Annotated in this window: 19 protein-coding genes; 9 read left to right on the top strand and 10 right to left on the bottom strand. The window is 55.2% G+C overall.

The window, feature by feature from the left end; genetic code table 11:
* The first annotated feature begins 42 nt into the window (after positions 1–42).
* The 3 genes from ylqF (at position 43) to htpX (ending at position 3336) form a co-directional block, all read left to right on the top strand.
* Entirely contained in the window at positions 43–999 is a 957-nt protein-coding gene (gene ylqF, locus ACUVOF_RS00210) for a ribosome biogenesis GTPase YlqF (protein ID WP_447042449.1), read from the top strand.
* 93 nt (positions 1000–1092) lie between these two features.
* Positions 1093–2340 (top strand): pyridoxal phosphate-dependent aminotransferase, encoded by a 1248-nt coding sequence (locus ACUVOF_RS00215; protein WP_447042450.1) that lies wholly within the window; start codon positions 1093–1095, stop codon positions 2338–2340.
* Positions 2341–2430: 90 nt separating this feature from the next.
* Positions 2431–3336 (top strand): protease HtpX, encoded by a 906-nt coding sequence (gene htpX, locus ACUVOF_RS00220; protein ID WP_447042451.1) that lies wholly within the window; start codon positions 2431–2433, stop codon positions 3334–3336.
* Between the two features lie 99 nt (positions 3337–3435).
* Here htpX and pdxB read toward each other — a convergent pair whose 3' ends face one another.
* Complete coding sequence (gene pdxB / locus ACUVOF_RS00225) at positions 3436–4578, bottom strand: 4-phosphoerythronate dehydrogenase PdxB (RefSeq protein ID WP_447042452.1); 1143 nt, start codon at positions 4576–4578, stop codon at positions 3436–3438.
* 97 nt (positions 4579–4675) lie between these two features.
* On the opposite strand from pdxB, the gene ACUVOF_RS00230 reads away from it, so the two are divergent.
* Positions 4676–4957, top strand: coding sequence for a WGR domain-containing protein (locus ACUVOF_RS00230; protein ID WP_113270419.1), 282 nt, complete (start codon positions 4676–4678; stop codon positions 4955–4957).
* 52 nt (positions 4958–5009) lie between these two features.
* Here ACUVOF_RS00230 and ACUVOF_RS00235 read toward each other — a convergent pair whose 3' ends face one another.
* Both ACUVOF_RS00235 and rlmKL read right to left on the bottom strand, forming a co-directional pair.
* Positions 5010–5345, bottom strand: a complete 336-nt coding sequence (locus ACUVOF_RS00235) for a glutaredoxin family protein (RefSeq protein WP_113270418.1) — start codon at positions 5343–5345, stop codon at positions 5010–5012.
* Between the two features lie 29 nt (positions 5346–5374).
* Complete coding sequence (gene rlmKL / locus ACUVOF_RS00240) at positions 5375–7615, bottom strand: bifunctional 23S rRNA (guanine(2069)-N(7))-methyltransferase RlmK/23S rRNA (guanine(2445)-N(2))-methyltransferase RlmL (protein WP_447042453.1); 2241 nt, start codon at positions 7613–7615, stop codon at positions 5375–5377.
* A gap of 339 nt (positions 7616–7954) precedes the next feature.
* On the opposite strand from rlmKL, the gene rmf reads away from it, so the two are divergent.
* Positions 7955–8164, top strand: a complete 210-nt coding sequence (rmf, locus tag ACUVOF_RS00245) for a ribosome modulation factor (protein ID WP_113270416.1) — start codon at positions 7955–7957, stop codon at positions 8162–8164.
* 82 nt (positions 8165–8246) lie between these two features.
* Here the strand turns inward: rmf and ACUVOF_RS00250 are convergent, their stop codons facing one another.
* The 5 genes from ACUVOF_RS00250 to ACUVOF_RS00270 all read right to left on the bottom strand — a co-directional run bounded on the left by ACUVOF_RS00250 (position 8247) and on the right by ACUVOF_RS00270 (position 17150).
* Positions 8247–9266, bottom strand: a complete 1020-nt coding sequence (locus ACUVOF_RS00250) for a quinone-dependent dihydroorotate dehydrogenase (RefSeq protein ID WP_447042454.1) — start codon at positions 9264–9266, stop codon at positions 8247–8249.
* A 174-nt stretch (positions 9267–9440) separates the two neighbouring features.
* The gene (locus ACUVOF_RS00255; RefSeq protein ID WP_447042455.1) at positions 9441–14264 is read right to left on the bottom strand and encodes an NAD-glutamate dehydrogenase; all 4824 of its coding nucleotides are present in this window, start codon (positions 14262–14264) and stop codon (positions 9441–9443) included.
* A gap of 161 nt (positions 14265–14425) precedes the next feature.
* Positions 14426–15547, bottom strand: coding sequence for a tRNA (uridine(54)-C5)-methyltransferase TrmA (trmA, locus tag ACUVOF_RS00260; protein ID WP_447042456.1), 1122 nt, complete (start codon positions 15545–15547; stop codon positions 14426–14428).
* An 87-nt stretch (positions 15548–15634) separates the two neighbouring features.
* On the bottom strand, positions 15635–16435 hold the full coding sequence (murI, locus tag ACUVOF_RS00265; protein WP_447043211.1) for a glutamate racemase: 801 nt from the start codon (positions 16433–16435) through the stop codon (positions 15635–15637).
* Positions 16436–16604: 169 nt separating this feature from the next.
* On the bottom strand, positions 16605–17150 hold the full coding sequence (locus ACUVOF_RS00270) for a hemerythrin domain-containing protein (protein ID WP_447042457.1): 546 nt from the start codon (positions 17148–17150) through the stop codon (positions 16605–16607).
* Between the two features lie 340 nt (positions 17151–17490).
* Between ACUVOF_RS00270 and ACUVOF_RS00275 the strand changes: the two genes are divergently transcribed.
* On the top strand, positions 17491–18825 hold the full coding sequence (locus ACUVOF_RS00275) for a replication-associated recombination protein A (protein ID WP_447042458.1): 1335 nt from the start codon (positions 17491–17493) through the stop codon (positions 18823–18825).
* Between the two features lie 17 nt (positions 18826–18842).
* Here the strand turns inward: ACUVOF_RS00275 and lolA are convergent, their stop codons facing one another.
* Positions 18843–19493, bottom strand: coding sequence for an outer membrane lipoprotein chaperone LolA (gene lolA / locus ACUVOF_RS00280; RefSeq protein ID WP_447042459.1), 651 nt, complete (start codon positions 19491–19493; stop codon positions 18843–18845).
* Between the two features lie 173 nt (positions 19494–19666).
* Entirely contained in the window at positions 19667–22891 is a 3225-nt protein-coding gene (locus ACUVOF_RS00285) for a DNA translocase FtsK 4TM domain-containing protein (protein ID WP_447042460.1), read from the bottom strand.
* Positions 22892–23022: 131 nt separating this feature from the next.
* Here ACUVOF_RS00285 and aat point away from each other — a divergent pair, with 131 nt between their 5' ends.
* The 3 genes from aat to infA all read left to right on the top strand — a co-directional run bounded on the left by aat (position 23023) and on the right by infA (position 24896).
* The gene (gene aat / locus ACUVOF_RS00290) at positions 23023–23769 is read left to right on the top strand and encodes a leucyl/phenylalanyl-tRNA--protein transferase (RefSeq protein WP_447042461.1); all 747 of its coding nucleotides are present in this window, start codon (positions 23023–23025) and stop codon (positions 23767–23769) included.
* Between the two features lie 42 nt (positions 23770–23811).
* Positions 23812–24546, top strand: a complete 735-nt coding sequence (locus tag ACUVOF_RS00295) for an arginyltransferase (RefSeq protein WP_447042462.1) — start codon at positions 23812–23814, stop codon at positions 24544–24546.
* Between the two features lie 131 nt (positions 24547–24677).
* The gene (gene infA, locus ACUVOF_RS00300; RefSeq protein ID WP_007111068.1) at positions 24678–24896 is read left to right on the top strand and encodes a translation initiation factor IF-1; all 219 of its coding nucleotides are present in this window, start codon (positions 24678–24680) and stop codon (positions 24894–24896) included.
* Positions 24897–24969: the final 73 nt, after the last annotated feature.

The following is a 24969-nucleotide window of genomic DNA, read 5'->3' on the forward strand; positions in this document are numbered from 1 at the left end:
GCTTTTTTGTGCCTCTAATTTTTGTAATTTCAGGAGAGACTAATGCTCGGCTGGTTCCCCGGACATATGAACAAGGCCCGCCGCCAGATTAAGGAGGTGCTGCCGGAGATTGACGTGGTGATCGAAGTACTCGATGCCCGCCTGCCCTACTCCAGCGCCAACCCGATGCTGGCCGAGCTAACGCGCCATAAGCCGGTGTTGAAAATCCTCTCCCGCGCTGATCTCGCTGATCCCGAGCGCACGAACGAGTGGGTGGCTTATTTCGATGCCCAAGAGAATATGCGCGCCTTAGCCGTGACGACTACCAATACCCGTGAGCTGAAGAAAATCCCCAAACTGTGCCATGAGCTTGCCGGCGCGGTACGTGCCGACCGCGATGTCCGGGTGATGGTGATGGGCATTCCCAATGTGGGGAAGTCCACGCTGATTAACGGCCTAGCCGGTCGTAAAATCGCCAAAACGGGCAACGAGCCGGCGGTCACCAAGCGTCAGCAAAAGGTGCGTATTGATGGGCGCGTGGCACTCACCGATACCCCAGGCGTGCTGTGGCCCAAAATTGAGGATCAGGCCAGCGCTTATCGCCTCGCCGCTACTGGCGCTATTCGCGATACCGCTATCGAGTACACCGATGTGGCCATTGTCACCAGCGCGGAACTGGCCAAGCGCTACCCTGACGCGCTGACTGCCCGTTATAAGCTCAAAGAACTATCCCCTTACACCGCGCCGGATAGCCCCCACGACATTGATGCAGACGGCCCGAAAAAGCCCGATTTTCTCGCTATTGCCGGTTTTGATGGCAACGCTATTTTAAAAGACATTGCCGCTCGCCGAGGCGGCCTACGCCCCGGTGGCGAGGTGGACCTGCATCGCGGCGCCGAAGTGCTGCTCCACGAGTTGCGCGATGGCAAGCTGGGCAGGCTCACCCTTGAAACGCCAGCGGATATTCCGCCTCCCCCGGTGCAAAACGACGAAGACAATCAAGGGCTTTCCGACGCATAATGAGCCAAGCACTGCTAAGCCATCATTTGACTTAGCAATCACCTCATTACGTTGGATACTTTGGGCTTCTCGCTACTTTTGGACAAACACCTCATGGATACCCCGCAGTCGCACGAACCACAACCGCTAAAGAAATCTCACAAACTGCACAATGTCTGCTATGACATTCGCGGTCCGGTACTCGACCACGCCAAGCGCCTGGAAGAGGAAGGCCAGCGAATTCTCAAGCTGAACATCGGCAATCCTGCGCCGTTTGGTTTTGAGGCGCCGGAAGAGATTCTCCAGGATGTGATGCGTAACCTGCCCACGGCACAGGGCTACTGCGATTCCAAAGGTCTCTACTCAGCGCGTAAAGCGATTATGCAGGAGTGTCAGCGCAAACTGATCCCAAACGTCGGCATCGATGATATTTTTATTGGCAACGGTGTGTCTGAACTGATCGTGATGGCGATGCAGGCGCTGCTCAATGACGGCGACGAAGTATTGATCCCCGCGCCTGACTACCCGCTTTGGACAGCCGCCGCCCACCTTTCCGGTGGCCACGCGGTGCACTACCTCTGCGACGAACAGGCCGATTGGACGCCTGACATGGCGGATATACGCGCCAAGATCACCAGCCACACCCGGGCCATTGTACTGATCAACCCCAATAATCCGACTGGCGCAGTGTACCCGCCCGCTGTGGTTAAAGAGGTGCTTGAGATCGCCAAGCAGCACAACCTGGTGGTGTTTTCTGACGAGATCTACGACAAAATTTTGTATGACGGCGTCGAACACACCGCCACCGGCGCACTGGCGGACGATGACCAGTTGGTGATCACCATGAATGGTCTCTCAAAAAGCTACCGCTGTGCCGGTTTCCGCTCCGGCTGGATGACTATTTCAGGCACCCTGGCCAAGCTAAATGCTCAGGACTATATCCAGGGGCTAAATATGCTGGCTTCCATGCGGTTGTGTGCCAACGTGCCCGCCCAGCACGCGATCCAAACCGCACTAGGGGGTTATCAGTCGATCAATGATTTAATCCTGCCCGGTGGGCGGCTGCTGGCGCAGCGCGATATCACTGTCGAAAAGCTCAATGCAATCCCCGGTGTCTTGTGTGTGAAACCCAAAGGTGCGCTCTATGCGTTTCCGCGCCTAGATCCTAAGGTCTTCAACATCAAAGATGATCAGCAGATGGTACTTGACTTGCTGCTGCAGGAAAAAATATTGCTGGTGCAGGGCACGGCCTTTAACTGGCCGGAACCGGATCATGTTCGTATCGTGACGCTGCCCTGGGCCGACCAGTTAGGCGATGCACTTGACCGCTTTGCCAATTTCCTGTCCCGCTACCGGCAATAAGCCGGTGGGACTTGAAACTGTCATGAACAGCACGTATCTAAGCCATTATTCTAGTAACGCTGCAAAGACCTTTAAGGGAGAACCTGCACTATGATGCGAATTCTGCTGTTTTTGGCGACCAATATAGCGGTCTTGCTGGTTGCCAGTATTACCTTGCGCCTCTTGGGCGTGGAGAGCTATCTACGCGGTCAAGGCATTAACTTCACCAGTTTATTGATCTTCTGCTTTGTGTTCGGCATGGCGGGCTCCATTATCTCGCTGTTCATTTCCAAATGGATGGCCAAACGCAGCACCGGCACAGTGGTTATCGAAACGCCCTCTAACTCAACCGAACAATGGTTGCTGGACACGGTCGCGGAGCTGTCCCGCGACGTCGGCATTAAAACGCCGGAAGTGGGTATATTCCCGGCGCAGCAGTCTAATGCCTTTGCCACTGGTTGGAACAAAAACGATGCGCTCGTTGCCGTCTCGGCAGGCTTATTGAACCGCATGCGCCCTGAAGAAGTACGCGCAGTGTTAGCCCACGAAATTGGCCACGTGGCCAACGGCGACATGGTCACGCTGGCCCTGATCCAAGGCGTGGTGAACACCTTTGTGATGTTTTTTGCCCGGGTGGTGGCGCACTTGGTCGATAACTTCCTGCGCAGCCGTAGCGATGGTGAAGGCGGGCTTGGCTTTATGGGTTACTTCGCAGTGGTCATGGTCGCCGAAATTGTGTTTGGTATTTTGGCCTCGGCTATTGTCGCCTGGTTCTCACGCTACCGCGAGTACCGCGCCGATGAAGCAGGCGCGCGCTTGGCGGGTACTAATGCCATGGTCAGTGCGTTAGCACGCTTGAAAACCGAAACGGAAATGCCGGATCAAATGCCGGACACGCTGCGCGCCCTGGCCATCACGAAAGGCCAAACGCGCTCTTTGGTGGAAAAGCTGTTTGCCAGCCACCCGCCGTTGGATGAGCGCATTCGTGCGCTGAAAGAAGCCGCATATCGTCAGTAAGTCTCTTATGTCATTGCGAGCGTAGCGAAGCAATCTCGGGGACGTTTTAGATTGCCGCGTCGCTGCGCTCCTCGCAATGACAATAGTCAGAGATCCTCACTATGACCGCAGGGAAAACCCTGCACCACGCAACACACCTTCCAACGCGACCGCCTCGCCTGACAGCCTCACGGTGAGGGTGGCGAATTCGCGGCGCAGCGGGTAATTGGCTCGGCAATCATCGAAGCCTTTGCGCACTCCGCTATGTTGCGTTTGATGTTGAAGCGCATCGTGATCACGGCGAACGTCATACACCGCTCTTATGCACAGCCGCAGGGCATCTTCGGGCGGTAGCGCGTGCTGTAAATGCAGCGAAGCCAGTGCAGGCGGCGGGCAAATATTGGCGAACGTGAGTTCATTGGGTTGGCCGCAGTGGCGCGCTAACGCTTGCTGAATCATCCAGGTGCCACGCAGCTTGCCGTCCAGGCTATGGCCGGCAATATGCGGTGTTGCCAGGGAGACCAGATCGCGTAAGCCTGCGTCAATCTCAGGCTCATTCTCCCACACATCCAGCACTGCGCTGATATCGCCCTTGCCCGCCAAGCGGTTGCGCAGTGCTGGCCCATCCACGCAGTCGCCCCGCCCGGCATTCAGCAACACGCAACCCGGCGCGAGGTCATGAATACGCTGAGCGTTGAGCAATTGGTAGGTGGCGTATGGGCCTTCGCGGGTCAGCGGTGTATGTAGGCAAAGCACGTCACAGTGCTGGATTAGGGCGTCTAAGAAGTGAAACCCAGCCTGCCCCTCCTTCTCGGCCCGAGGCGGGTCACAGGCCAGCGTTGCCACGCCCATGGCCGTCAGGCGTGCCAATAACCGGCGACCGACATTGCCTACCCCCACAATCCCCACGGTACGTTCGCTAAGTGACCAACCATCCCGCTCCGCCAACGTCAGCAGGCTACTCAATACATAGTCGACCACCGCTTCGGCATTGCAGCCGGGCGCACTGGCGAAACCGATATCGCGCTTAGCAAGGGCCGTCTGATCGATATGGTCCGTGCCGATGGTGCACGTACCAATAAACCCCACGGGGCTGTTTGAAAGCAGAGCGTCGTTGACCTGGGTAATGGAGCGCACGATGAGTGCATCAGCGTCCTGCAGATGCGCGGCGGTTATCTCCCGGCCCGGCACGCGGGTGAGCGTACCAAAATGGCCAAAGCAGCGCTCGGCAGCAGGGATATTGGCGTCGACAACAAGTTTCATAGGCGTTTTCTTATCCGGGCTTTACAATACGCCGCGACGGCTTGATGTGCAGGCGTGTTTAAAGGCTATCTTTTAAAGGCTAAGTAAGGAGAGTGTTTTGATCGTACGCTGGGAGACCAACCATGACTACGTGTTGGTTCATATTCACCAAGATATGTTTGGTGACTGGATTTTCAGCCGCGCCTGGGGGCAAATCGGCACCCAGTTTGGCGGCCTGAAACATCAGCTAGCCGATACACTGGAGCAAGCCCAGATGTGGCTTGAGGACGAAGCCACTATCCAGTCTTCGCGAGGGTTTCGCAAGGTACTGGAAGTGGCCGACCACACCCCCGAAGGACAGGAAGCCATGCGCCAGCTCTCATTGCTGGACGTGCTTTGAGAGCAACGCTTTTAGCCATGCCTGTTAACCTCGCGCCATTAACCTCGTGCTATTAACTTAAGAAGCGCCGCCCGCCACGCTCATAGGCGCCTTTTGGCGGCGTGGCCTCTGGCGGTGTGGTAAACGCTGTCAGGGCCGCTTCATCCAGCCAGCCACGTTCGCGCAGCCATGCGCTTAACCGCTCAAGCTCAAAGCCACGATCCAGTTCATTGCCTTCACTATCCACCAACACCGGTATACGCACGCCGTAACGCTCGACTAGTGCATCATCCTCGCTAATCTCAATGTGGTGCAGCCACACTTTTTGATTCGCCAGTGCTGCCACCAACCCCTCTAGTTGGCTGCATAGATGGCAGCCCAGCGTCGTATAAAGCGATAGCTGAATCATGCGAATGCTCTTTTCATACGATAGCTCTCTTATGACACTTTATGACGCAGTAAAAACACATGGTGCAGGTTCGTGCGCCGCTGGAAATCGGGATCGAAGCTGCGCCCGGTTATGTCCTCTACCGCGTAGCGCTCACTCAGCGCTTCATCGAGTTTAAAGCGCCGTTGGTTATTAGAAAACACTAGCGTTCCACCGGGTGCCAAACGCGCCATGGCGAGCTCCACAAGCCGCGGATGGTCACGCTGCACGTCGAGGGTATCGCGCATTTTCTTGGAGTTAGAAAACGTCGGTGGATCCATAAAGATCAGATCAAATTCGGCGTTGGCGGTTCCCAACCATCGGAAGCAGTCGTCGCGCACCACGCGATGAAGGCGCGTATCGAGTTTATTGAGCGCAAAGTTGTCCTTGGCCCACTCCAGGTAAGTGTTGGACATATCCACACTCACGCTATCGCTGGCACCGCCCAATGCCGCCTGCACCGTTGCCGTGGCGGTATAGCAGAACAGGTTCAAAAAGCGCTTGCCAACGGCCATTTCGCCCAGCATGCGCCGAACCGGACGGTGATCAAGAAACAGCCCTGTATCGAGATAGTCGCGCAGATTCACCCATAGCCGCGCATTGCCTTCCTGTACTTCAAAGCGTTCACCACTAGCGGCACGTTTTTGGTACTGGGCGTTGCCGGTTTGGCGTTCACGGCGTTTGATGTAAATCTTGCTAGCGTCAACACCGAGTGCTTCGGGCATGACTTCCAGCGCGTCGTATAAGCGCTTTTTCGCTTGGGCCGGGTTGATCGAGCTGGGCGCCGCGTACTCTTGGACATGTACGCGATCACCGTAGCGATCCACCGCCAGGGCGTACTCGGGCATATCGGCATCATAGACACGATAGCTGGTTTCACCGCTCTGCTTTAGCCACTTCTTCAGGCGCTTCTGATTCTTGATCAGGCGATTGGCAAACATCTGCGCATTGTCTGAGCCTTTCGGAGTTGATGCTTGAGGCGTCTCCTGACGATCTTCCATTGTCGACTCAGTGCCACTCTCAACGCCAGCCTGGGGCTCATCGCTAACGGCAGGCTTATGCTCGGCGCCACCAATCTCCATAAGCAGCAGCTTGGCATCCAGTGCGCCATTTTTGAGCGCGTACTGCTTGTGTGCCCGCATCCCTAACCGGTGGCCGAGGTCCGGGTTGCCGGTAAAGACCGCTAGCGTCCAGCCGGGAAACAGCGTTTTGGCTTTTTCACCCAGTTGGGCATACAAACGCACCAGTTCGGGCAATTCACCCAGGCGCTCACCGTAGGGGGGATTGGTGATCAGCAGGCCGCTCTCAGCAGTCAGTGTTTCCGGCCGTGTCAACTGGGCAAGACTCTGCCCATGTAAGGTGATTAGCGCAGGAATACCCGCCCGCATGGCGTTGGCTTTTGCCGCCGTAAGGGCCGCCGGGCTTTGATCAAAGCCAAGTAACTGAGCTTTGCAGCGCTTGCGGCCAATCGACGCGCGCGCTTCGGCTTCGCGCTTCTGCTCACGCCATACGGTGTCATCGTGACCCGCCCAACCATGAAAACCAAACCGCTCACGGTTTAGGTTAGGTGCTTGGTCGGCCGCCATCATCGCGGCTTCTATTAACAGCGTACCTGCGCCACACAGCGGATCAATCAATGGCTCACCGGCTTTTAGACGTTCGGGCCAGCCTGCACGCACCAGCAGTGCCGCTGCCAAGTTTTCTTTCAGCGGCGCGTGGCCGACATCGCGGCGATAGCCACGGCGGTGCAGGCTCTCGCCAGAAAGATCCAGACCAATGGTTAGGTTCATCCGGTGCAGGTGGGCATAGACGCGCAGATGGGGGGCTTTGACATCCACATTAGGACGTTCCTGCCCTGCCAGCTGGAGTGCATCGACAATGCCATCTTTAACAGTTTGAGCGCCAAAGCGAGTATGACGGATATGCTCGCTGCGGCCGTGGAAATCTACCGCCAGTGTGTTACCCGGCGCTAAGTGCTGGGTCCATGCAATGCGCGCAACCACATCACGCACTTGCTCAGCCGTATCGATCATTGACTCGCGTACGAGGGACAAAATAACCCGGTTGGCTAACCGCGACCACAGGCATACACGATAGGCAATAGCCTGGCTGGCGGTAAAATACACCCCCGCCACGGTCGTTTTACCCGGCGTCGCGCCCAGCGTTATGAGTTCGTCGTGGAGCAGGCCTTCAATGCCTTTTGGGCAGGTGGCCAACAGCTTTAGAGGGGTATTTTGGTTCAACTCGGTCATAATTATAGCTGCGCTGAAAGGCGCGACATTCCTGTATATATCAAATGAGTTTACGTTTTATGACAATTTGGTAGTCGACAGATGGCCCCATCATGGTCTAACAATAAGAGAGTAGCTACTGAAAAACGCATGCGTTTCCTGTCAAGGTCCTTAAGGATGCATTCCTAATAAGCAGACCTGTGGCTTGTATGAGTTCGCCGTTCGGCCCGTTCAGCGCGTGAGTGCTAGACGGTTGGGGTTGTGGCGGCGGCTCGCTCTTGAAGTAAGCTCTCGGAATAGTGGCTGTTTCCGATAACACCCTATTTCTTATCAAAGGCTTTCGTGAAAAGAGGTTAGCCAATGAAACGGCAAAAACGTGATCGCTTCCAGCGGGCTTATGTCCACGGCTATAAAGCGGGTATATCAGGTCGTTCTCGCGATGATTGTCCCAGTCAAGATATTAATTTACGCGAATACTGGATGAGCGGTTGGCGTGAAGGTCGCGGCGACCAGTGGGATGGGATGACCGGCATCTCCGGCATTCATAAAAACCCCATGGTCATGACTTAACGTTTTATACTCTCTGATGTTTAAATGAAGACTAGGTTTAAACGACAGGTTTTAAGTGAGCCCACTTTGTTAAGTGGGCTTTTTAACGGCTAACGTTCTTCACTGCTCTTGCACACTCGCCCACCAGTTTAGGGCCTTGATAAATCAAGCCCGAGTAAAGCTGGATTAAATCCGCACCAGCTGCAATCTTCGCCTGGGCCGCGGCGGCGCTATCAATACCGCCTACGCCAATAATGGGCAGCGTAGGCAAATGCTCGCGCAACTGGCGAATGATGCGATTGGACGCTTCAAAAACAGGCTTTCCGGACAGCCCACCCATCTCGTCTGCCTGCGGGTCGCCCTCTACCCCAGCGCGGGAAACCGTGGTGTTGGTGGCGATTACGCCATCAAGAGCGTTGCGCGCAATACTTTTCGCCATTAGCGCCACTTCTTCTGCGTTCATATCCGGGGCGATCTTAATCAGCAGGGGAACGTTGCGCCCCGACTGGGTATTGAGTTCGGTGGCTCGGGCGCGAATGGGACCCAGCAGCGCGTCCAATTGCTCACCAAACTGCAAGGTACGCAGCCCAGGCGTATTTGGTGAGGAAACATTGACGGCAATGTAATCCGCGTAGGGATGCACTGCCTCTAAACATAGCAAGTAGTCATCCAATGCATGCTCTACCGCAGTGCTCAGGTTCTTGCCAATATTGATACCCACAACGCCACCGTAGTGGCGCCGTTTAACCTGTTGGATAAGATGCTCAACCCCTTTGTTATTAAAGCCAAAGCGGTTAATGATTGCCTCATGCTGCGCTAAGCGAAACAGCCGGGGTTTGGGGTTGCCAGGCTGGGGTTTAGGGGTAACGGTGCCGACTTCAACAAAGCCGAACCCTAGAGCGCCCAAGGCATCCACATGGTCTGCATTCTTATCCAACCCGGCGGCCAGCCCTACTCGATTGGCAAAACGCAGCCCCATCAGCTCGACAGAATCATCCACCGGTTGACCAAACAATCGCCTCACACCCCCCACGCGATGAAGTGTATCCAGTGCGCTCAGCGCCATCCCATGGGAGGTTTCTGGATCAACGCGAAAGAACAATGAGCGAGCAAGGGCGTACATGGCGAGTCTCTTGAAACGGGGCAAAAACGAGCACGGGGCTGAAAACGGGCATCAGTATAACGCAATAAAGCGCGCCCTGGTTAAGAACCAGAGCGCGCTTTCACAAGGGAGACATGCTTAAACTAAACAGAGATTTAGCTAAGCAGCCTCTTTAGCTACGCAGAAGATGCATGCCTAGGCTTCGCTATCGCTTTCAGCGAGATCGACCAACTCGCGCACCGCCACCGCGAACAGTGCGAAGCCCCCTTCACTGCCGCCGCGCACTTCCTCGATAAGACGACACCAGCGACGATGCAAGTCAGCGTGCTGTTCCAACCACTGCGCCACCCGCTCCTCTGTATCGCGGCTACCCGCATCAAGTTTCAATACACTGGTGGTCAGAGCAAGCTGCTGGCGCTCGATATCGTCTCGGAAGGTTTCCCGCGCCTGGGCCTGCCAGGCATCGCGTACTTCCAACTGCGTGACCTGCTGAATCATCCACGGCAGTTCCAGACGGCTACCAATCTCGTAGAGTACCTCCGCCACCCGCTGCGGTTTCTCATTCGTCAGGCGCGCCGCCTGAATGATACCGAGACCGGCGTAGAGACTGGACGAGGCCGCCACGGTGGACGCCAACGCATCCGGCACGCCTGCTTCCAGCAGCTCGTCCCGCCGCGTGTTCCAGGTGCTGAGCTCTTCACCGCTTAGCAGCTCGCCAATGCCTTCTTGCAACTGCGCCAGGCGCGGGGCGAAGTATTCAATGGTGTCCTGGGTCGAGAGCCCCAAGTGCTGACGCAAGAACCAGCGCGTGGCGCGGCGGATCAAGCGCATCAGATCGAGCATCATTGAGTACTGAATGCGGTTCGGCACCTGATTATCGAGCGCTTCAATTTGCGCCCATAGTCCAGGCAAATTAAAGCTGTCACGGGCGACAATGTAAGCCCGTGCAATATCGGCGCGTCCCGCCCCGGTGGAGTCCATCAAGCGACGCACGAAGACTATGCCCATGTGATCGACTAGATCGTTAGCGACCTGAGTGGAGACAATTTCACGCTTTAGACGGTGCTCGTACATCTCGCCTTTAAAGCGCTCAACCAGCACTGATGGGAAGAGCCGCTCCAGATGCCGGTCAATATAGTGATCGTCCGGCACGTCAGAGGTGATCAAGTCACCTTTCAGCGTACTTTTGGCATAGGAGATCAATACTGACAGCTCGGGCAGACGCATCCCTTGGTCATTGCTGGCGCGCTCTTTTAGCACCTCATCGGTGGGCAAAAACTCCAGTTCGCGATCAATTTGCCCGGCGGCTTCCAATTCGCTGATAAAGCGACGATACGGCCCCATCGCCTGATCGGAGAGGATGGCCGACAGATCCAACGCCTGGCTTTGGCGGTAGTTATCCAGAATGACTAGATCCGCTACTTCATCGGTCATTTCCGCTAACAGCTGATTGCGCTGTTTTTCCGTCATATCGCCGCGTTTGACCACTTCATCGATAAGTATTTTGATGTTGACCTCGTGGTCGGAGCAATTTACCCCACCGGCGTTATCGATAAAGTCCGTATATACGCGCACGCCTTTGGCTGCGGCTTCCATACGCCCGCGTTGGGTCAAGCCAAGGTTTCCGCCCTCGCCAACCACACGGCAGTTCAGATCATTGCCATTGATTCGCAACGTGTCATTGGCTTTGTCGCCCACATCGGTGTCGGTTTCATCAGAACCTTTTACATAAGTCCCGATACCACCGTTCCAGATCAAATCCACCTTGGATTTGAGCATGGCGCGAATAAGCTCATTGGGTGAAAGGCGCGTTTCTTGAATACCAAATACGTGCTGCATTTCTGGCGTTATGGCGATCGACTTGGCGCTGCGGCTGAAGATACCGCCACCGGCAGAGATCAGTTCCTGGCTGTAGTCTTCCCAGCTGGAGCGTGGCAGGTCGAATAGCCTTTTACGCTCGGCAAAGGAGGCCTCGGCATCTGGATTTGGGTCAACAAAGATATGCAAATGGTTGAAGGCGCCTACCAACTGAATCTTGTCGGAGAGCAGCATGCCGTTACCGAACACATCCCCCGCCATATCACCAATGCCTACCACGCTAAACAGATCACGCTGGGTATCGACATCAAGGTTTTTGAAGTGGCGCTTAACCGACTCCCAGGCACCACGTGCGGTGATACCCATTTTTTTATGGTCGTAACCGTTAGCGCCGCCTGAGGCAAACGCATCGCCTAGCCAGTGGTCGTATTCGAGGGAGATTTCGTTGGCAATATCCGAGAAGGTCGCGGTGCCCTTGTCGGCGGCAACGACCAGATACGCATCGTCTTCATCATGGCGGACAACATTTTCGGGGGGTACCACCTCGCTACCCACCAGGTTGTCGGTCACATCCAACAATGCGCGAATAAAGATCTGATAACAGGCAATGCCCTCTTTCTGAATGACGTCACGGCTGGCGTTTTCCGGCATGCGCTTACAGACGAAACCACCTTTGGCACCTACCGGCACGATAACCGCGTTCTTCACCTGTTGGGCTTTCACCAGCCCCAACACTTCGGTGCGGTAATCTTCAAAGCGGTCCGACCAGCGCAGGCCGCCGCGCGCTACTTTACCGCCCCGCAGATGCACGCCTTCTACCCGCGGCGAGCAAACGAAAATCTCGAACATTGGCCGCGGCTTGGGCATACCAGTGACTTTCGAAGGTTCAAGCTTATAAGCGATGTAGTCTTTAAAACGCCCACCTTCGGCGAGCTGATAGTAGTTAGTACGCAGCGTGGCGAGAATCAGCTCCATAAAGCGGCGCAGCAGCTGGTCGTCGTTAAGGCTGGCAACGCCTTCCAGGCGTTCATTCAAGCTCGCTATGCACTCGTCGGTGGCGTGGCTCTGCTGCTCAGGGTCAAAGCGCAGTCGGAATAGCTCTACCAGTTCGCGAGTAATGGCCGGATAGTTGGCCAGCGTAGCGGCGATGTAATCCTGCGACATGCCGAAACGAATCTGTTTGAGGTAACGGGCATAGCCACGCAGCATGGCGACTTCACGCCAATCCAATCCCGCGCCGATAATCAGGCGATTGAAGGCGTCATTGTCGGCTTCGCCGGTCCAGATACGCTTAAAGGCTTCTGTAAACACATCGCGCATATCACCCAAGTTGACATCCGCACCGCTGTGCTCCAGTTCGAAGTCGTGAATCCAGTAGCGATGCTCAGGGGCGTTGATGTCGTAGGGACGCTCGCCAATCACGCGCAGGCCCAGATTTTCCATCATCGGCAGCACGTCGGAGAGCGGAATTTGCGATTCTCGGTGGAACAGCTTGAGGTTGACACCACCGCCCTGCTCTTCCAATGGACGGTAGAGCGACAACGATAAATCATCGCCGTTATTCAGCGTTAAAAGGTGTTGTACGTCAAACACGGCTGTGCGCGCGGAGAAGTCTTCACGATAGCTCGCTGAGAATGCTTCGCCGAACTGATCCATGAGGCTGTTGGCACGCTCTTCACCGAAGCCTTCAACCATGGCGTTCTGCAGTTCGTCGCGCCAGCTACGTGCCAGCCGGGCCACCTTGCTCTCAAGGAGTTTGAGGTCATAGTCGCTCGGTGCATCGCCGTTAAAGCGTAAAATCAGTTGGATACGGGCGAGCACCGACTCGGACAAGTAGGTATTGAAATCACCAAAGTGGGCGTCTAACTCATCGCACAACACGTTTTGAATCCGCTGACGTAGGTCCGTAGAGAACACGTCGCGAGGGACAAACACGAGACAGGAGTAAAACTTACCGCTGATATCGGCGCGAATAAACAGCCGCACCTGACGGCGCTCACGAATATTAAGAATGCCTAGCGCAGTACTGGCCAGTGACTCGGTTTCAATCTGAAACAGGTCGTCACGGGGGTAGACTTCCAATACCTGCAGCAATTGCTTGCCGTTATGGCCCTGCGGGTTGAATCCGGCAATGTCCATCACGGCTTTGAGCTTGCGGCGCAGCAACGGAATATTACGCGGTGACTCGTTATACACCGTCGAGGTGAACAGACCGAAGAAGCGCCTTTCGCCGATGACATTGCCGTCGTCATCGTAGCGGTCAACCGTAATGTAATCAGGATACGTGGGGCGATGCACACGGGAGTGGTGGGCGCTCTTGGCAAACGACAGCAGTTGCGGCACCAGCACATATTCGTTGTTATCACCGACGCCCTCTTCGGTGCGAATACGCTCGCAGTAGCGAGGATGATCCAAACGGAACACGCCCAGCACACTATCCGCATCGCGTTGCAACTCGCGGCCTTCCAACAGGTATTCGTCGTAACCCAGGAAGGTGAAATTATCTTTGAGCAGCCATTCTAGAAAGGCAATCGCCTCCTCATGGTCGTCGGGGTCAATCTGCGGCGGGCAATTTTTCTCAAGCTCTTGAATCGAGTCAGTAATTTTCGAGCAAATGGCTTCGTAGTCGCCCACGGCGGTGCGCACATCGCGGAGCACTTCGTGCAGCGTACGCTCGATTCTCTCAAGCAGTACCACGTCGGTGTGTCGATCAACCTCGATCACAATCAGTGATTCACGTGCTTCAGGCGCGTTGCCGTCTCTCGGCGAGGCCAACGCCTTTAACTGATGCTGTTCATCGCGAGCCACCGCCAGCACGGCGTTCTGAATCGCATGTACCGTCAAGCCGCGACGGTTGAGCTCAATACGCACCGAGTCGACCAAAAATGGCATATCTTCATGCAGAACGGCTACAAACGTATGCGTTGACTGCCAGCCGTGCTCTTCGAAATCCGGGTTAAACACCCGTACTTTAGGGCTTTGCGGATCGTGGTGTTGCAAAAACTGCCAGATTGACAGCGTTGCGCCATACAGATCGTCCAGGCGACGATCCACGAGGTCTTCCACCGGCACGGTGGCATAAAAGTGTCGAGCAAAGGCATCTATCGTGGCCGCGCGATTGGGCTCTAATCGCGCGTATAGCCGCTCCTGAAGCTGCTTCAACAAATCTTGCCGACTCTCTTCAATCGCAACGTAGTGCATCCATCACCTCGACTGCCTAGGCCTTTAAACGGCCAAAAAAACGAAGAACAATAGGCCTTTAGGCCAACATAAAGTCTAGCTTACGCTACCTATCGCCGCGTCCCTAATCACCTGACGAGTTATTCATGACGCATACCACTTCAGCATTGGTCGTTTACGCGTTAGGTCTCCCGTCGCTGTAGCAACACCCCACATTCACAGTGGTCGGTAAACGGAAACTGGTCAAATAGCGCAAAGCGTTCTATCTGATGGGTGTTGGTCAGTATGGTCAAATTTTCAGCTAACGTGGCGGGGTTGCATGAAATATAGACGATCTGAGCATACTCGCTGAGCTGTTCACAGCTCTGCTCATCCAAACCGGCCCGAGGCGGGTCCACCAGCACGGTGGAAAAGACATAGTCATCCAACCCCATTTCCGCCACACGGCGACCGGCTTTTTCACCCTTTAACGCTTGCGAAAACTCTTCTGCCGACATGCGACCAATTTGCGCGTTCGTTACCCCATTAGCCTCCAGGTTAACGTTGGCACTGGCTACCGACGTACGGGAAATTTCGGTGGCCAATACGCGGCGGAAGTTATCCGCTAGGGCAATGGTAAAATTGCCGTTGCCGCAGTAAAGCTCGACTAAATCCTTACGAGAGTTCTGCTGTTCCTGTCCCGCCGTCACTTCGCGCGCCCAGCTCAGCATTTTTTGGCAAATATGCGCATTGGGCTGAGTGAAGCTGTTCTCGACCTGCTGATAGTGCAGTGTGCGCCCATCCAACTCTAGCCGCTCCCATACGTGGTCACGGGTCAGCACGAGGCGCTGCTTGCGGGAACGGCCAATGATCATGATGCCCAACTCGACTTCCAGTGCACGGGCTTCGCGCTCCCACTCTTCGCCTAAGGGGCGATGGTAAATCAGTGTGACCAGGGCTTCGCCCGACAGCGTGGTTAAAAACTCTACCTGAAACAGCTTGCGACGCAGCTCGTCAGACTCAAGGCAGGCCTCGCGCAGCTGTGGCATGAGCTGATTAATTCGTTCACTAGCGACTGCATACTGATCTAACCGAATCACACGCTTGTTCTTGGGGTTCTCCGGATCTACCTCAAACATGGCGTAAAAGAGGTCATCCTCCTCGTGCCAAATACGGAACTCGCAGCGCTGACGGTAGTAGCCTGGCGGCGATTCAAATACTTCCAATACCGGTGGCTTGAATGGCGCGAATATCGTTTCCAGATAGTCACGCTTGGCGGCCAACTGCTCAGCATAGCGTTCAGGTTCTACGACAGGGATAGCCAAGGCTGCTCCTCTTAAATTCAATCCAGGATGATTAAGGGTAGGGTTATTCAGCGATGCGCTGCGATGCGTCTATGTCCATTAACTGGGTCAAGTAACTGGGTCAAGCAACTGGGGTGCCTTAAAACCATAACGCGCCAGGCCAGCGGTCAAATTAACGGCGGGCGCTGATGTGAAGCAGCGGCCATCTTGCTGATCGCTCGTTAATTCATCAACCACGTGCGCTACTCGCCGGGCAATGGCATCGCCGGAGTCAATCCATTGCAGAGGTTCAGGCGCAAGCTGCTCAAGCCACGGTTTAAGCAGTGGGAAATGGGTGCAACCCAACACCACGGTATCCAAAGCGAGATTCGCTGCTGACGAGGAGGCGGCTTGCCACAGCGGTGCTAATGCCGCCTGCATACGGTCAATATTGGGTGGAATACCCGCCAAGTACGCTTCTGCCTCGATCACCAGGGCATCAGCGGCGACGCGGGTGATCATACAGTCGCTGGCAAAGTTATCAATCAGGCGCTGAGTATAGGGCCGACCCACCGTGGCTTTAGTCGCTAGTAGCCCAATATGGCGTGTTTGGCTAATGGCTGCAGCAGGCTTGATAGCCGGCACGGTGCCTACGACGGGTATGTCTAGCAGCTCGCGTAAGTTCTCCAATGCCAGTGTGCTTGCGGTATTGCAGGCGACGACCAGCACACTAGGTTGGCACGCCCTGACAGCGGCTTGGCAGACCGCGACGATGCGCTCGGCCAGCACTGCATCATCGCGCAGCCCGTAGGGCAGCCAAGCATTATCGCAGACGTAGCACATGGCAGCATCAGGATAGTGCTGACGCAGAGACTGCGCCACGGACAGGCCGCCGACACCAGAATCAAAAATTAACACGGGGCCTTTCATGGCTCTCTCTGCATCCATGACTCTCTCTGCATCATTGTCCTGCTTCATTTAACACGATTAAAACGGCCAACGATTGAACCGTTACCACAAAAACGGGGCCGCTAGTTTAGCATGCCCCGTTCGTGAATTTATTCATCGTTATGACAACGCGACCGTTAACCGCTGACCGCTATACAGCGGGAACATCGGCACCGCGCAGATCCGCATAGAGTTCAGGATAAGCCTGCTGTAGGCGTTCTAATTCCTGTTCAGCGCCTTCGGGGAGCGCCTGGCGCAGTTCTTCCATATCTTCCTGGCTAAAGTGCTCATCAATGAGCGGGAATAGCCCTTCTCGCTCATGGCGCAGATAAGCACGGTGGGCCTCTAAGTAGGCTTTCAGGTCATCGGCAAAACGATCCATGGGCAGTACGTTATCCATTAGGATCATGTCAATATCGTTGGATAGGCGCTGCAAGCGTGGTTTTAGCTCTCGGTATTCATCGGCCATCTTTTCGGTAACCGCACTGTGCTCGGGGGCTTGGGTTTGCAACCGTTCCACGCAGACCCGCTCTAGCGGCGTCGCAAAGCCGTCCATATAAGACAAAATATAATCGACCACCTCGCGCATGAGCTGGAAATTGGGTCGCTCACCCTGGTCGAGGGTTTTATGCTTTAGCTGCAGCACATGGAGTAATCTCGCCATGTTGGCATGATCTAGACGCAGTTGGTTTAACATCGAACCGTCTCCTTTGTTGTGTCATGCCTGCCGCCAAGCCTTACCGTTTGACAGCATGCGATCGTAAGCGTGTGGTAACAAGAACGTATTATCGCTAGAACATATCCTATCCTGAGCTTGTCGTAACTAACGAGTTTTTTCAGAAATCACTGTCAACGATGGCTATTAAAATTGACTGTCAACTTACCACGGCTATCAACAACCTTGCCCCTATGAGGGTATCCTAACAAATGTATCTTTCTGAAGGGTTACGCCAAAGGTAGTTCGCTAAGGCACGATTTACCATCGACACTTGGTGGCGCTTTGTTGCTTAACGTCTCGATTTATAATGGAAGCTCACATGGATTTATTTGATAGCGCTCAGGCGATACCTGCTGACGACGCCCCGTTAGCCTTTCGCATGCGTCCACGCCAGTTGGACGATTACGTGGGTCAGCAAGCGCTGGTAGGGCCGGACAAACCTCTACGCCGTATGGCGGAATCCGGGGTAGTGCGCTCGATGATTCTTTGGGGGCCACCAGGCGTTGGCAAAACCACGCTGGCAGAGCTATTGGCCCGGGCTTCCCAAGCGCATCTTGAACACCTCAGCGCAGTGATGGCTGGGGTAAAAGAGATACGCGCCGTGGTGGAACGTGCCCAGCAAATGTCATCAACCGTTATCCTCTTTTTAGATGAGATTCACCGTCTCAACAAGAGCCAACAGGATGCCCTTCTCCCCCATGTGGAGTCAGGGCTGCTAACGCTGATTGGTGCCACTACCGAAAACCCTTCGTTTGAAGTCAACTCGGCGCTGCTCTCACGTGCACGGGTTTACGTGCTGAAATCGCTCACCCAGGAGGAGTTAATCACGGTGATGCGTCAGGCACTTAGCGACGTTGAACGCGGTCTCGGCAAGCGGGTTATCCACGTTGATGACGACGTATTAAACGCGCTGGCCCACGCCAGTGCAGGCGATGCCCGCCGGGCGCTGGGGCTGTTGGAAACCGCCTGCGATTTCGCTACTCAGGAAGCGGGCCGGGAAGTGCTGCATAAAGAAGTATTAGCGGATGTGATTGGCCATCAGGCCAGCGCCTTTGATAAACAAGGTGACGCTTACTATGACCTGCTTTCGGCGATTCATAAATCAATCCGCTCTTCACGCCCTAACGCTGCGCTGCTGTATATGGCGCGCTTTATGCAGGGCGGGGGCGACCCGCTGGACGTAGTGCGTCGGCTGACCGCCATTGCTTCAGAAGATGTCGGCAACGCTGACCCCCGCGCCCTACCGTTGGTGATTGCGGCCTGGGATGCCTACCTGCGGCTTGGCGATTACGAAGGCCAGCGGGCGATTGCCCATGCAGCGATTCATTTGGCGGTAGCGCCCAAAAGCAACCGCATTGACCGCGCCTGGAATGAAGCCAAGCAGTACGTACGCCAGCAGCCCCAAGTGGAGGTGCCGACTTACCTGCGCAACGCACCGACCAAACTGATGGAACAATTGGGACATGGGGAAGGCTACCGATATGCGCATAATGAGCCCGACGGCTACCCAGCGGGCAGTGCCCATGATTGCTGGCCCGAAGAGTTACCTAAAGCCACGTTCTTTAAACCGAGTTCTTTCGGCCAGGAGAAACGTTTTGGGGAAATAATGGCGTGGCGGGAAAGTCGTGACCAAGAAACAGATCAGGCGCCCTAAGGCGCCTGAACGTTTATTCACATTTCTTCGCGGATAACATCTGCCCCTTCAGGGATCTCAAAATCGAACATACTCCGGTCGATATTGCCGTTGCTGGTAATATTGCTGAAGGTAATCGCGGTGCGCTGCCCGGTGCTGTCCATCATCCACAGCTCAGTTAGGCTGTCTTCCTCAAACACCATGCTTAACTCTTCAAACAGCGTATCGACAGAGATAGGCACCAGGGTAAAGACGTCTTCACCACCATCCTGTTCATAGAAAACCTCATAGCTATCGGTTAACTCGTCAACGCTTCCTGACAACAGCAGTGCGGGCGTATGCGTTACACGTTCATCCATCGCTTGAACGGTGACTTGTTCAAGGTCGGGATCGTACAAATAGACATCATCGCCGTCGGAAACCACGGTTTGCGAGTATGGGGCTTCCACTTCCCAGCGCAGCAAGCCGGGGCGGGACAACCACATTTCACCACGCGCACTTTGTAGGCGTTCGCCGCTGCTATCCAAAATCTGCTGTTCAAAAGCGGCTTGATAGCTTTCAAGCGGATCTAAGCGCTCAGTTAACCGTTCAGCGGCATCATCCGCCCATACCGGCGCGCCAAAGGTTAAACCCAAGGCGCTTGCGGCAAATGCCAGCGGTGAAGGTCGTCGTGCTTGCGTATCGCGCATATACTCTCCCTAGGCAGCCATTGCCAAATCAAATATCCATTGCTCAATAGTCAATCAGTGCGGTCAGCTTAACCGTTAATGCCTAACTCAGACGTGTCATCGTCAGACGAGAAAAACGCCGCAGGGTTTCAACTGCGGCGCTACTTTCACGCTTATTGCATAATTGTGCTTGGTTAATGGCCTACCGGTGGCGGCGCAAGCACTTCCCGTGCGCCGTTAGTGCCCATAGAGGTCACCACGCCAGCCCCTTCCATGGCTTCAACCAAGCGTGCCGCCCGGTTATAGCCGATCTTAAAGCGACGCTGCACCGCGGAAATCGAGGCTTTGCGTGTTTCAGTGACGAACTGGACAGCTTCATCGTAGAGCGCATCCTGTTCGGCATCGTCACCATCGCCCCCTTCGGCTTCAAGACCAGTTAAAGCATCAGCAGAGACCCCACCAGAAAGAATTTCCTCGATATACTCCGGCGCGCCACGGCGCTTCCAGTCATCGACCACCCGGTGCACTTCGTCGTCATCCACAAACGCACCGTGGATGCGATTAGGCGGTCCAGATCCGGCCGGCAGATAGAGCATATCGCCATGACCCAGCAGGCTTTCAGCACCGCCCTGATCGAGAATGGTGCGAGAATCAATGCGTGAAGAAACCTGAAACGCCATCCGTGAAGGGATATTGGCTTTGATAAGGCCTGTCACGACATCCACCGAGGGCCGCTGAGTCGCCAGAATCAAATGGATACCAGCGGCGCGCGCCTTTTGCGCTAGGCGCGCAATCAGCTCCTCGACCTTTTTGCCGACAATCATAAACATATCGGCAAACTCGTCGATTACGACGACGATATAGGGCAGCTTCTCCAACACCGGATGGGGCTGATGCACTTCCCACGGCTGAGGCTCCCAAAGCGGGTCCGCTACCTGAGCACCGGCGCGCTCGGCTTCATCCAAGCGGCCATTGAAGCCAGCGATATTACGCACCCCCATAGCCGCCATTAGCTTGTAACGGCGCTCCATTTCGGCCACGCACCAGCGCAGGCTGTTAGCCGCCTCTTTCATATCGGTCACCACGGGCGCCAGCAAATGAGGAATGCCGTCGTAGACAGACAGCTCCAACATCTTTGGATCGACCATGATCAACTTCAGCTCGCTGGGCTTCGCTTTGAGCAGCATCGAAATCAACATGGCATTAACACCCACCGATTTACCTGACCCGGTAGTACCAGCCACCAGTAGGTGGGGCATTTTACCCAGGTTGGCCACGACGGGGCTGCCGCCAATATCCTGGCCGAGCGCCATGGTTAGCGGCGACGTTTCCTGCTGGTAACGGTCGGAATCGATGACTTCGCGCAGGCGAATCATGGCGCGATTGGGGTTAGGTATTTCAATCCCTACTGTAGGGCGCCCTGGAATAACCTCCACTACACGCACACTCTTCACCATCAGTGAACGTGCCAAGTCTTTCGCCAGGTTGCTGATTTTTGAAACTTTGACACCCGCAGCAGGCTTAATCTCAAAGCGCGTGATAACCGGCCCAGGCCAGGTATCGACGACTTCGGCTTTGACCCCGTATTCACGCAGCCGCACCTCCAGCAGTTCAGCCATATCGGCCAATTGCTCGTCGGTGTAATTCGGCTGATGTGGCTCTGCAGGCGTTAGTAGTTGCAGGCTCGGCACCTCGCCTTCGGGTTCGTCCATGGTTTCAAAGGCAGGGCGCTGGCTCTGCAAATGCTCCACGGTCCAAAGTGTGGGCCCTTCATCGGCTTCTGACGTGCTCTCATCGGGCGCAAAGGTGGGTTCCTGTCGCGCTGCTGGTGTGGGCGGCGGTGTAGGGATTGAGCGCGCTTCGCCAGCTCGGTCTGCCTGGTATAGCTCGTCGTCCATTTCCTCATCGTACACTTCTTCATCGTCCCAAACGGGCTCAGGGACAACCTCAGCGACACGTTCAGGTTTACGTGCGGGCACTGGCTGAGACACAGATGATTCAGGCTCGCGTATACCGGGGTGTGGCTCGCCGGTAAGTGAAGGCTCACTACGGCGTTCAACCGACGCATCCTGAAGGTACTCTGTCTTAACAGGCGCTTCGGTCTTAACAGGCGCTTCGTCGCTGACAAATTCGTCCCTGACAAAGAAGCTACTACTTGCAGCGGGTGCCGATGACTCTTCTTGGCGTGTTGCACGCAGAGGGAAGGAGGTATCGTGCTCCTTAGGCTCTTCAGTAGGCTCAGGCGTTACCGGCGGTGTGTCAGCCTGCACAAAGGCATTTTCCCGCGGCATAGACGGCGCTACGCTTGCAGTCTCTTCCTCCGGCTTATTGGCTGGCGGCACTGGCGTTTTTTCAGGCGCTTTGATCGATGGCTCGACGTCAGGGGCGGGTGTTTTAGGCGGCACGTGCTTATTGCTTGAAAACGCTGCAGCTTCCCAAGGAATCGAGGTATCGGTAGCTTCGTGACCTTCTACAGTATTGCCTGAGTTATCCATGGCGCTGTCATCAAGCGGCATGGAGAAGCCCGGTTCACGCCGTTCACGCCCACCGCTGTTTTTACTCACCGATTCAGACGCAGGCTGAGCCGCCACCGGTTCCACGTCAGGTTTAACGACAGCGGGTTCGGCTTTAGTTTTAGCATTAGCTTCAGGTGTAGCCTGAGCTTTCGGTGCAGGCTGGGCGGCTTTAGCCGCTGCACGCTGCGCAGCTCGCATCCGCCTGGCTTGCCGACGTGCCGCTAGCCAACCGCCCAGGCGACAAATCCGCTTGCCGATTTCATCCGCCACCTGCAGCCATGACATACCGCTAAAGAGCGGAAAGCCGCTTAGAATCAATGCCGCAGCGATTAGCCCTACGCCACCACTACTTACCAGCGGCCTAAGCGCGCCAACCAACCCTTCTCCTAAAATACCGCCCGAAGCGTAGGGAAGCATGCTATCAGGATGATAAAAGTGCAGCGCGCCTAACATGGTGGTGCCAAAAATAAGCAATACTAACCCACCCGCGTGCACGGCAATCGCAACAGGGTCGAGTTCAAAGCGCACTTGGCGTGAGCGAATCAACCACCAGGCGGCGAAACCAAACATACCCGGCCACCAAAGCGCACTGGCACCAAGCAGCGAATAGAGCACATCTGCTAACCAGGCTCCCACCTGCCCCATCCAGTTACGTATACCTGTTTCCGGCCCCTGGTAAGACCAGCCGGGATCAGAGGGGTGGTAGCTGAATAACGCTAATAATAAAAACACACACAGCGCAAGCAGTATCACCACTACGCCTTCGCGCACGGAGCCTTGTAAGCGCAGGCCAAAACGACGAGCCTTATCCTTCGCGGCGTTAACGCGCGCAGAAGAAGCCGATGATGGTGTTTGACGCGCGCTACGCTGCGTTCGCTTGTTTACTGCTTTAGTCACTTTCAAGCGAGTCTCCCTTTACACCTCAATGGCGTCTTTAATCCACTTGCGAGTTTGCATGATACCGAGCATCCTTTCGCCGTCACAGAGCCTCTCGTTAAGCGCTCAGTACAAGAACGTCGTATCAGGAGCAAATAATGCTACCTTGGCTTTCCTCGCCATATCCTAGCTTTCCATCTACATCTAAGGCCCTGAATTCTCCCAACGGCCTGCTGGCTGCCGGTGGAGAGCTTTCCCCCGCCTGGCTGGTAGAAGCCTACCGGCAAGGAATATTTCCATGGTTCAGCGACGACGACCCCATTTTATGGTGGAGCCCCGACCCGCGCATGATACTCCTACCTGAACAATTTAAGCAGCGTCGTAGTCTAACAAAACGAATTCGCCATGGTGGCTTTCATGTCACCTTGGATCAACACTTCAACCAAGTTATTCAAGCCTGTGCTGCACCACGTGGTGAGGAGGCTGGTACTTGGATAACTGACGAAATGCACGACGCCTACAGCCTGTTACATACGCTGGGCATTGCCCACAGCATTGAAATTCATCAAGACGGTCACTTGGTAGGCGGACTTTATGGCATCGCCATGGGCCCGGTGTTTTTCGGCGAATCCATGTTTTCCCGGGTACCAGATGCTTCTAAGGTGGCACTGGCACACCTAGCCAGAGCCATGCGCGAACATGGCGGTAAACTCATCGACTGCCAAATGCATACCCCCCACTTAGCTAGCCTGGGCGCTATTACAGTCGCCCGCGAGGCATTCATCAACTATCTTAAGGACTGGTTGCCCGACAAGGCGTTCACCTTATCATCCATTGAGGCACCGGCTGTTCCCGCGTCGCTCTGGCTGAATGCGATCGCCGCCGAGGGTAACGCAAAAGGATGAATTCATTCTGTTTCAACCATTTTTACAACGAGGAGGCAAGCTGTGAGCAGTAACACGCCGCGTCGCCCGGTGCGGGATTTGCGCTTCTTCCTTACCGTGCCTCATGCTTGTAGCTACCTACCCGGCAGGGAAGCAACGACGTTGTTTCTCGACCCTCAGGAGTCCCCCGTGCCTGGGGTCTATGACTCGCTGGCCTTGTTAGGGTTTCGGCGCAGCGGGCGCCACCTTTATCGCCCTCACTGTGAAGGCTGCGACGCCTGCAGATCGGTGCGCATTCCGGTTGAACAGTTTGCAGCCAATCGCACTCAGCGTAAAATTTGGCGGCGCAATGCTGATATTAATATCCGCGTCATGCCCGCTCACTTTGCGCCACGTCACTACGCACTTTATGCTGACTATATTCACCAACGCCACGCCGACGGGGATATGTATCCACCCAGCCGTGAGCAGTACCGCACCTTTCTTACCCTTGATGAGCCCTATGCGCATCTTATGGAAATGTACCTCGACGACGACTTGGTCGGGGTAGCTGCTTTTGACCAGCTGGAGCATGGGCTTTCGGCAATCTACACATTTTTTGCCGTTAGTGAAGAGCTGGATAAGCGCTCATTAGGCACCTTTGCTATCCTTCAGCTCATTGAGCTCTGCCGAGAAAATGCGCTGCCGCACCTATATTTAGGGTATTGGATCGAAGAGTGCCGTAAGATGCGCTACAAACAGGCTTTTGCGCCGCTGGAAATGCTCGATGGGCGCCATTGGCGACAGTTAATTCGTTAAACACGTCAGCTTTTTTGCCTTGGCGGCGGGCTTACGGCACAATATAGCGCTGTTTATTGAGCGCTTACCTAGCGGCACTCAAATTCTAACCGATTGTGATATTACTAACTCATCAGTGAGGAAATGCCTATATGGCACGCGAAGATCATATTGAAATGGAAGGCGTCATCGTCGATACCCTTCCGAATACCATGTTTCGTGTTGAGCTGGAAAACGGTCACGTTGTTACCGCTCACATCTCCGGCAAAATGCGCAAAAATTATATCCGCATTCTGACTGGGGATAAGGTAAAAGTAGAGCTGACGCCTTACGATCTCTCCAAAGGCCGTATCGTTTACCGCTCGCGCTAAACACGACCGTACGCGCTAACGTTGCTCTCGCTAAAACAACAACGCCCCGTCGAAGACAGGGCGCTGCGTTTTA

This window comes from Vreelandella sp. H-I2, from assembly GCF_052959335.1.

Excerpts from the sequence above, each read along its gene's own strand:
- aat (WP_447042461.1), top strand. The coding sequence starts at position 23,023 with ATGCTACCTTGGCTTTCCTCGCCATATCCTAGCTTTCCATCTACATCT.
- ACUVOF_RS00215 (WP_447042450.1), top strand. The coding sequence starts at position 1,093 with ATGGATACCCCGCAGTCGCACGAACCACAACCGCTAAAGAAATCTCAC.
- ylqF (WP_447042449.1), top strand. The coding sequence starts at position 43 with ATGCTCGGCTGGTTCCCCGGACATATGAACAAGGCCCGCCGCCAGATT.
- ACUVOF_RS00270 (WP_447042457.1), bottom strand. The coding sequence starts at position 17,150 with ATGTTAAACCAACTGCGTCTAGATCATGCCAACATGGCGAGATTACTC.
- ACUVOF_RS00275 (WP_447042458.1), top strand. The coding sequence starts at position 17,491 with ATGGATTTATTTGATAGCGCTCAGGCGATACCTGCTGACGACGCCCCG.
- ACUVOF_RS00250 (WP_447042454.1), bottom strand. The coding sequence starts at position 9,266 with ATGTACGCCCTTGCTCGCTCATTGTTCTTTCGCGTTGATCCAGAAACC.
- infA (WP_007111068.1), top strand. The coding sequence starts at position 24,678 with ATGGCACGCGAAGATCATATTGAAATGGAAGGCGTCATCGTCGATACC.
- ACUVOF_RS00255 (WP_447042455.1), bottom strand. The coding sequence starts at position 14,264 with ATGCACTACGTTGCGATTGAAGAGAGTCGGCAAGATTTGTTGAAGCAG.
- lolA (WP_447042459.1), bottom strand. The coding sequence starts at position 19,493 with ATGCGCGATACGCAAGCACGACGACCTTCACCGCTGGCATTTGCCGCA.
- ACUVOF_RS00235 (WP_113270418.1), bottom strand. The coding sequence starts at position 5,345 with ATGATTCAGCTATCGCTTTATACGACGCTGGGCTGCCATCTATGCAGC.
- rlmKL (WP_447042453.1), bottom strand. The coding sequence starts at position 7,615 with ATGACCGAGTTGAACCAAAATACCCCTCTAAAGCTGTTGGCCACCTGC.
- pdxB (WP_447042452.1), bottom strand. The coding sequence starts at position 4,578 with ATGAAACTTGTTGTCGACGCCAATATCCCTGCTGCCGAGCGCTGCTTT.
- htpX (WP_447042451.1), top strand. The coding sequence starts at position 2,431 with ATGATGCGAATTCTGCTGTTTTTGGCGACCAATATAGCGGTCTTGCTG.
- murI (WP_447043211.1), bottom strand. The coding sequence starts at position 16,435 with ATGAAAGGCCCCGTGTTAATTTTTGATTCTGGTGTCGGCGGCCTGTCC.
- rmf (WP_113270416.1), top strand. The coding sequence starts at position 7,955 with ATGAAACGGCAAAAACGTGATCGCTTCCAGCGGGCTTATGTCCACGGC.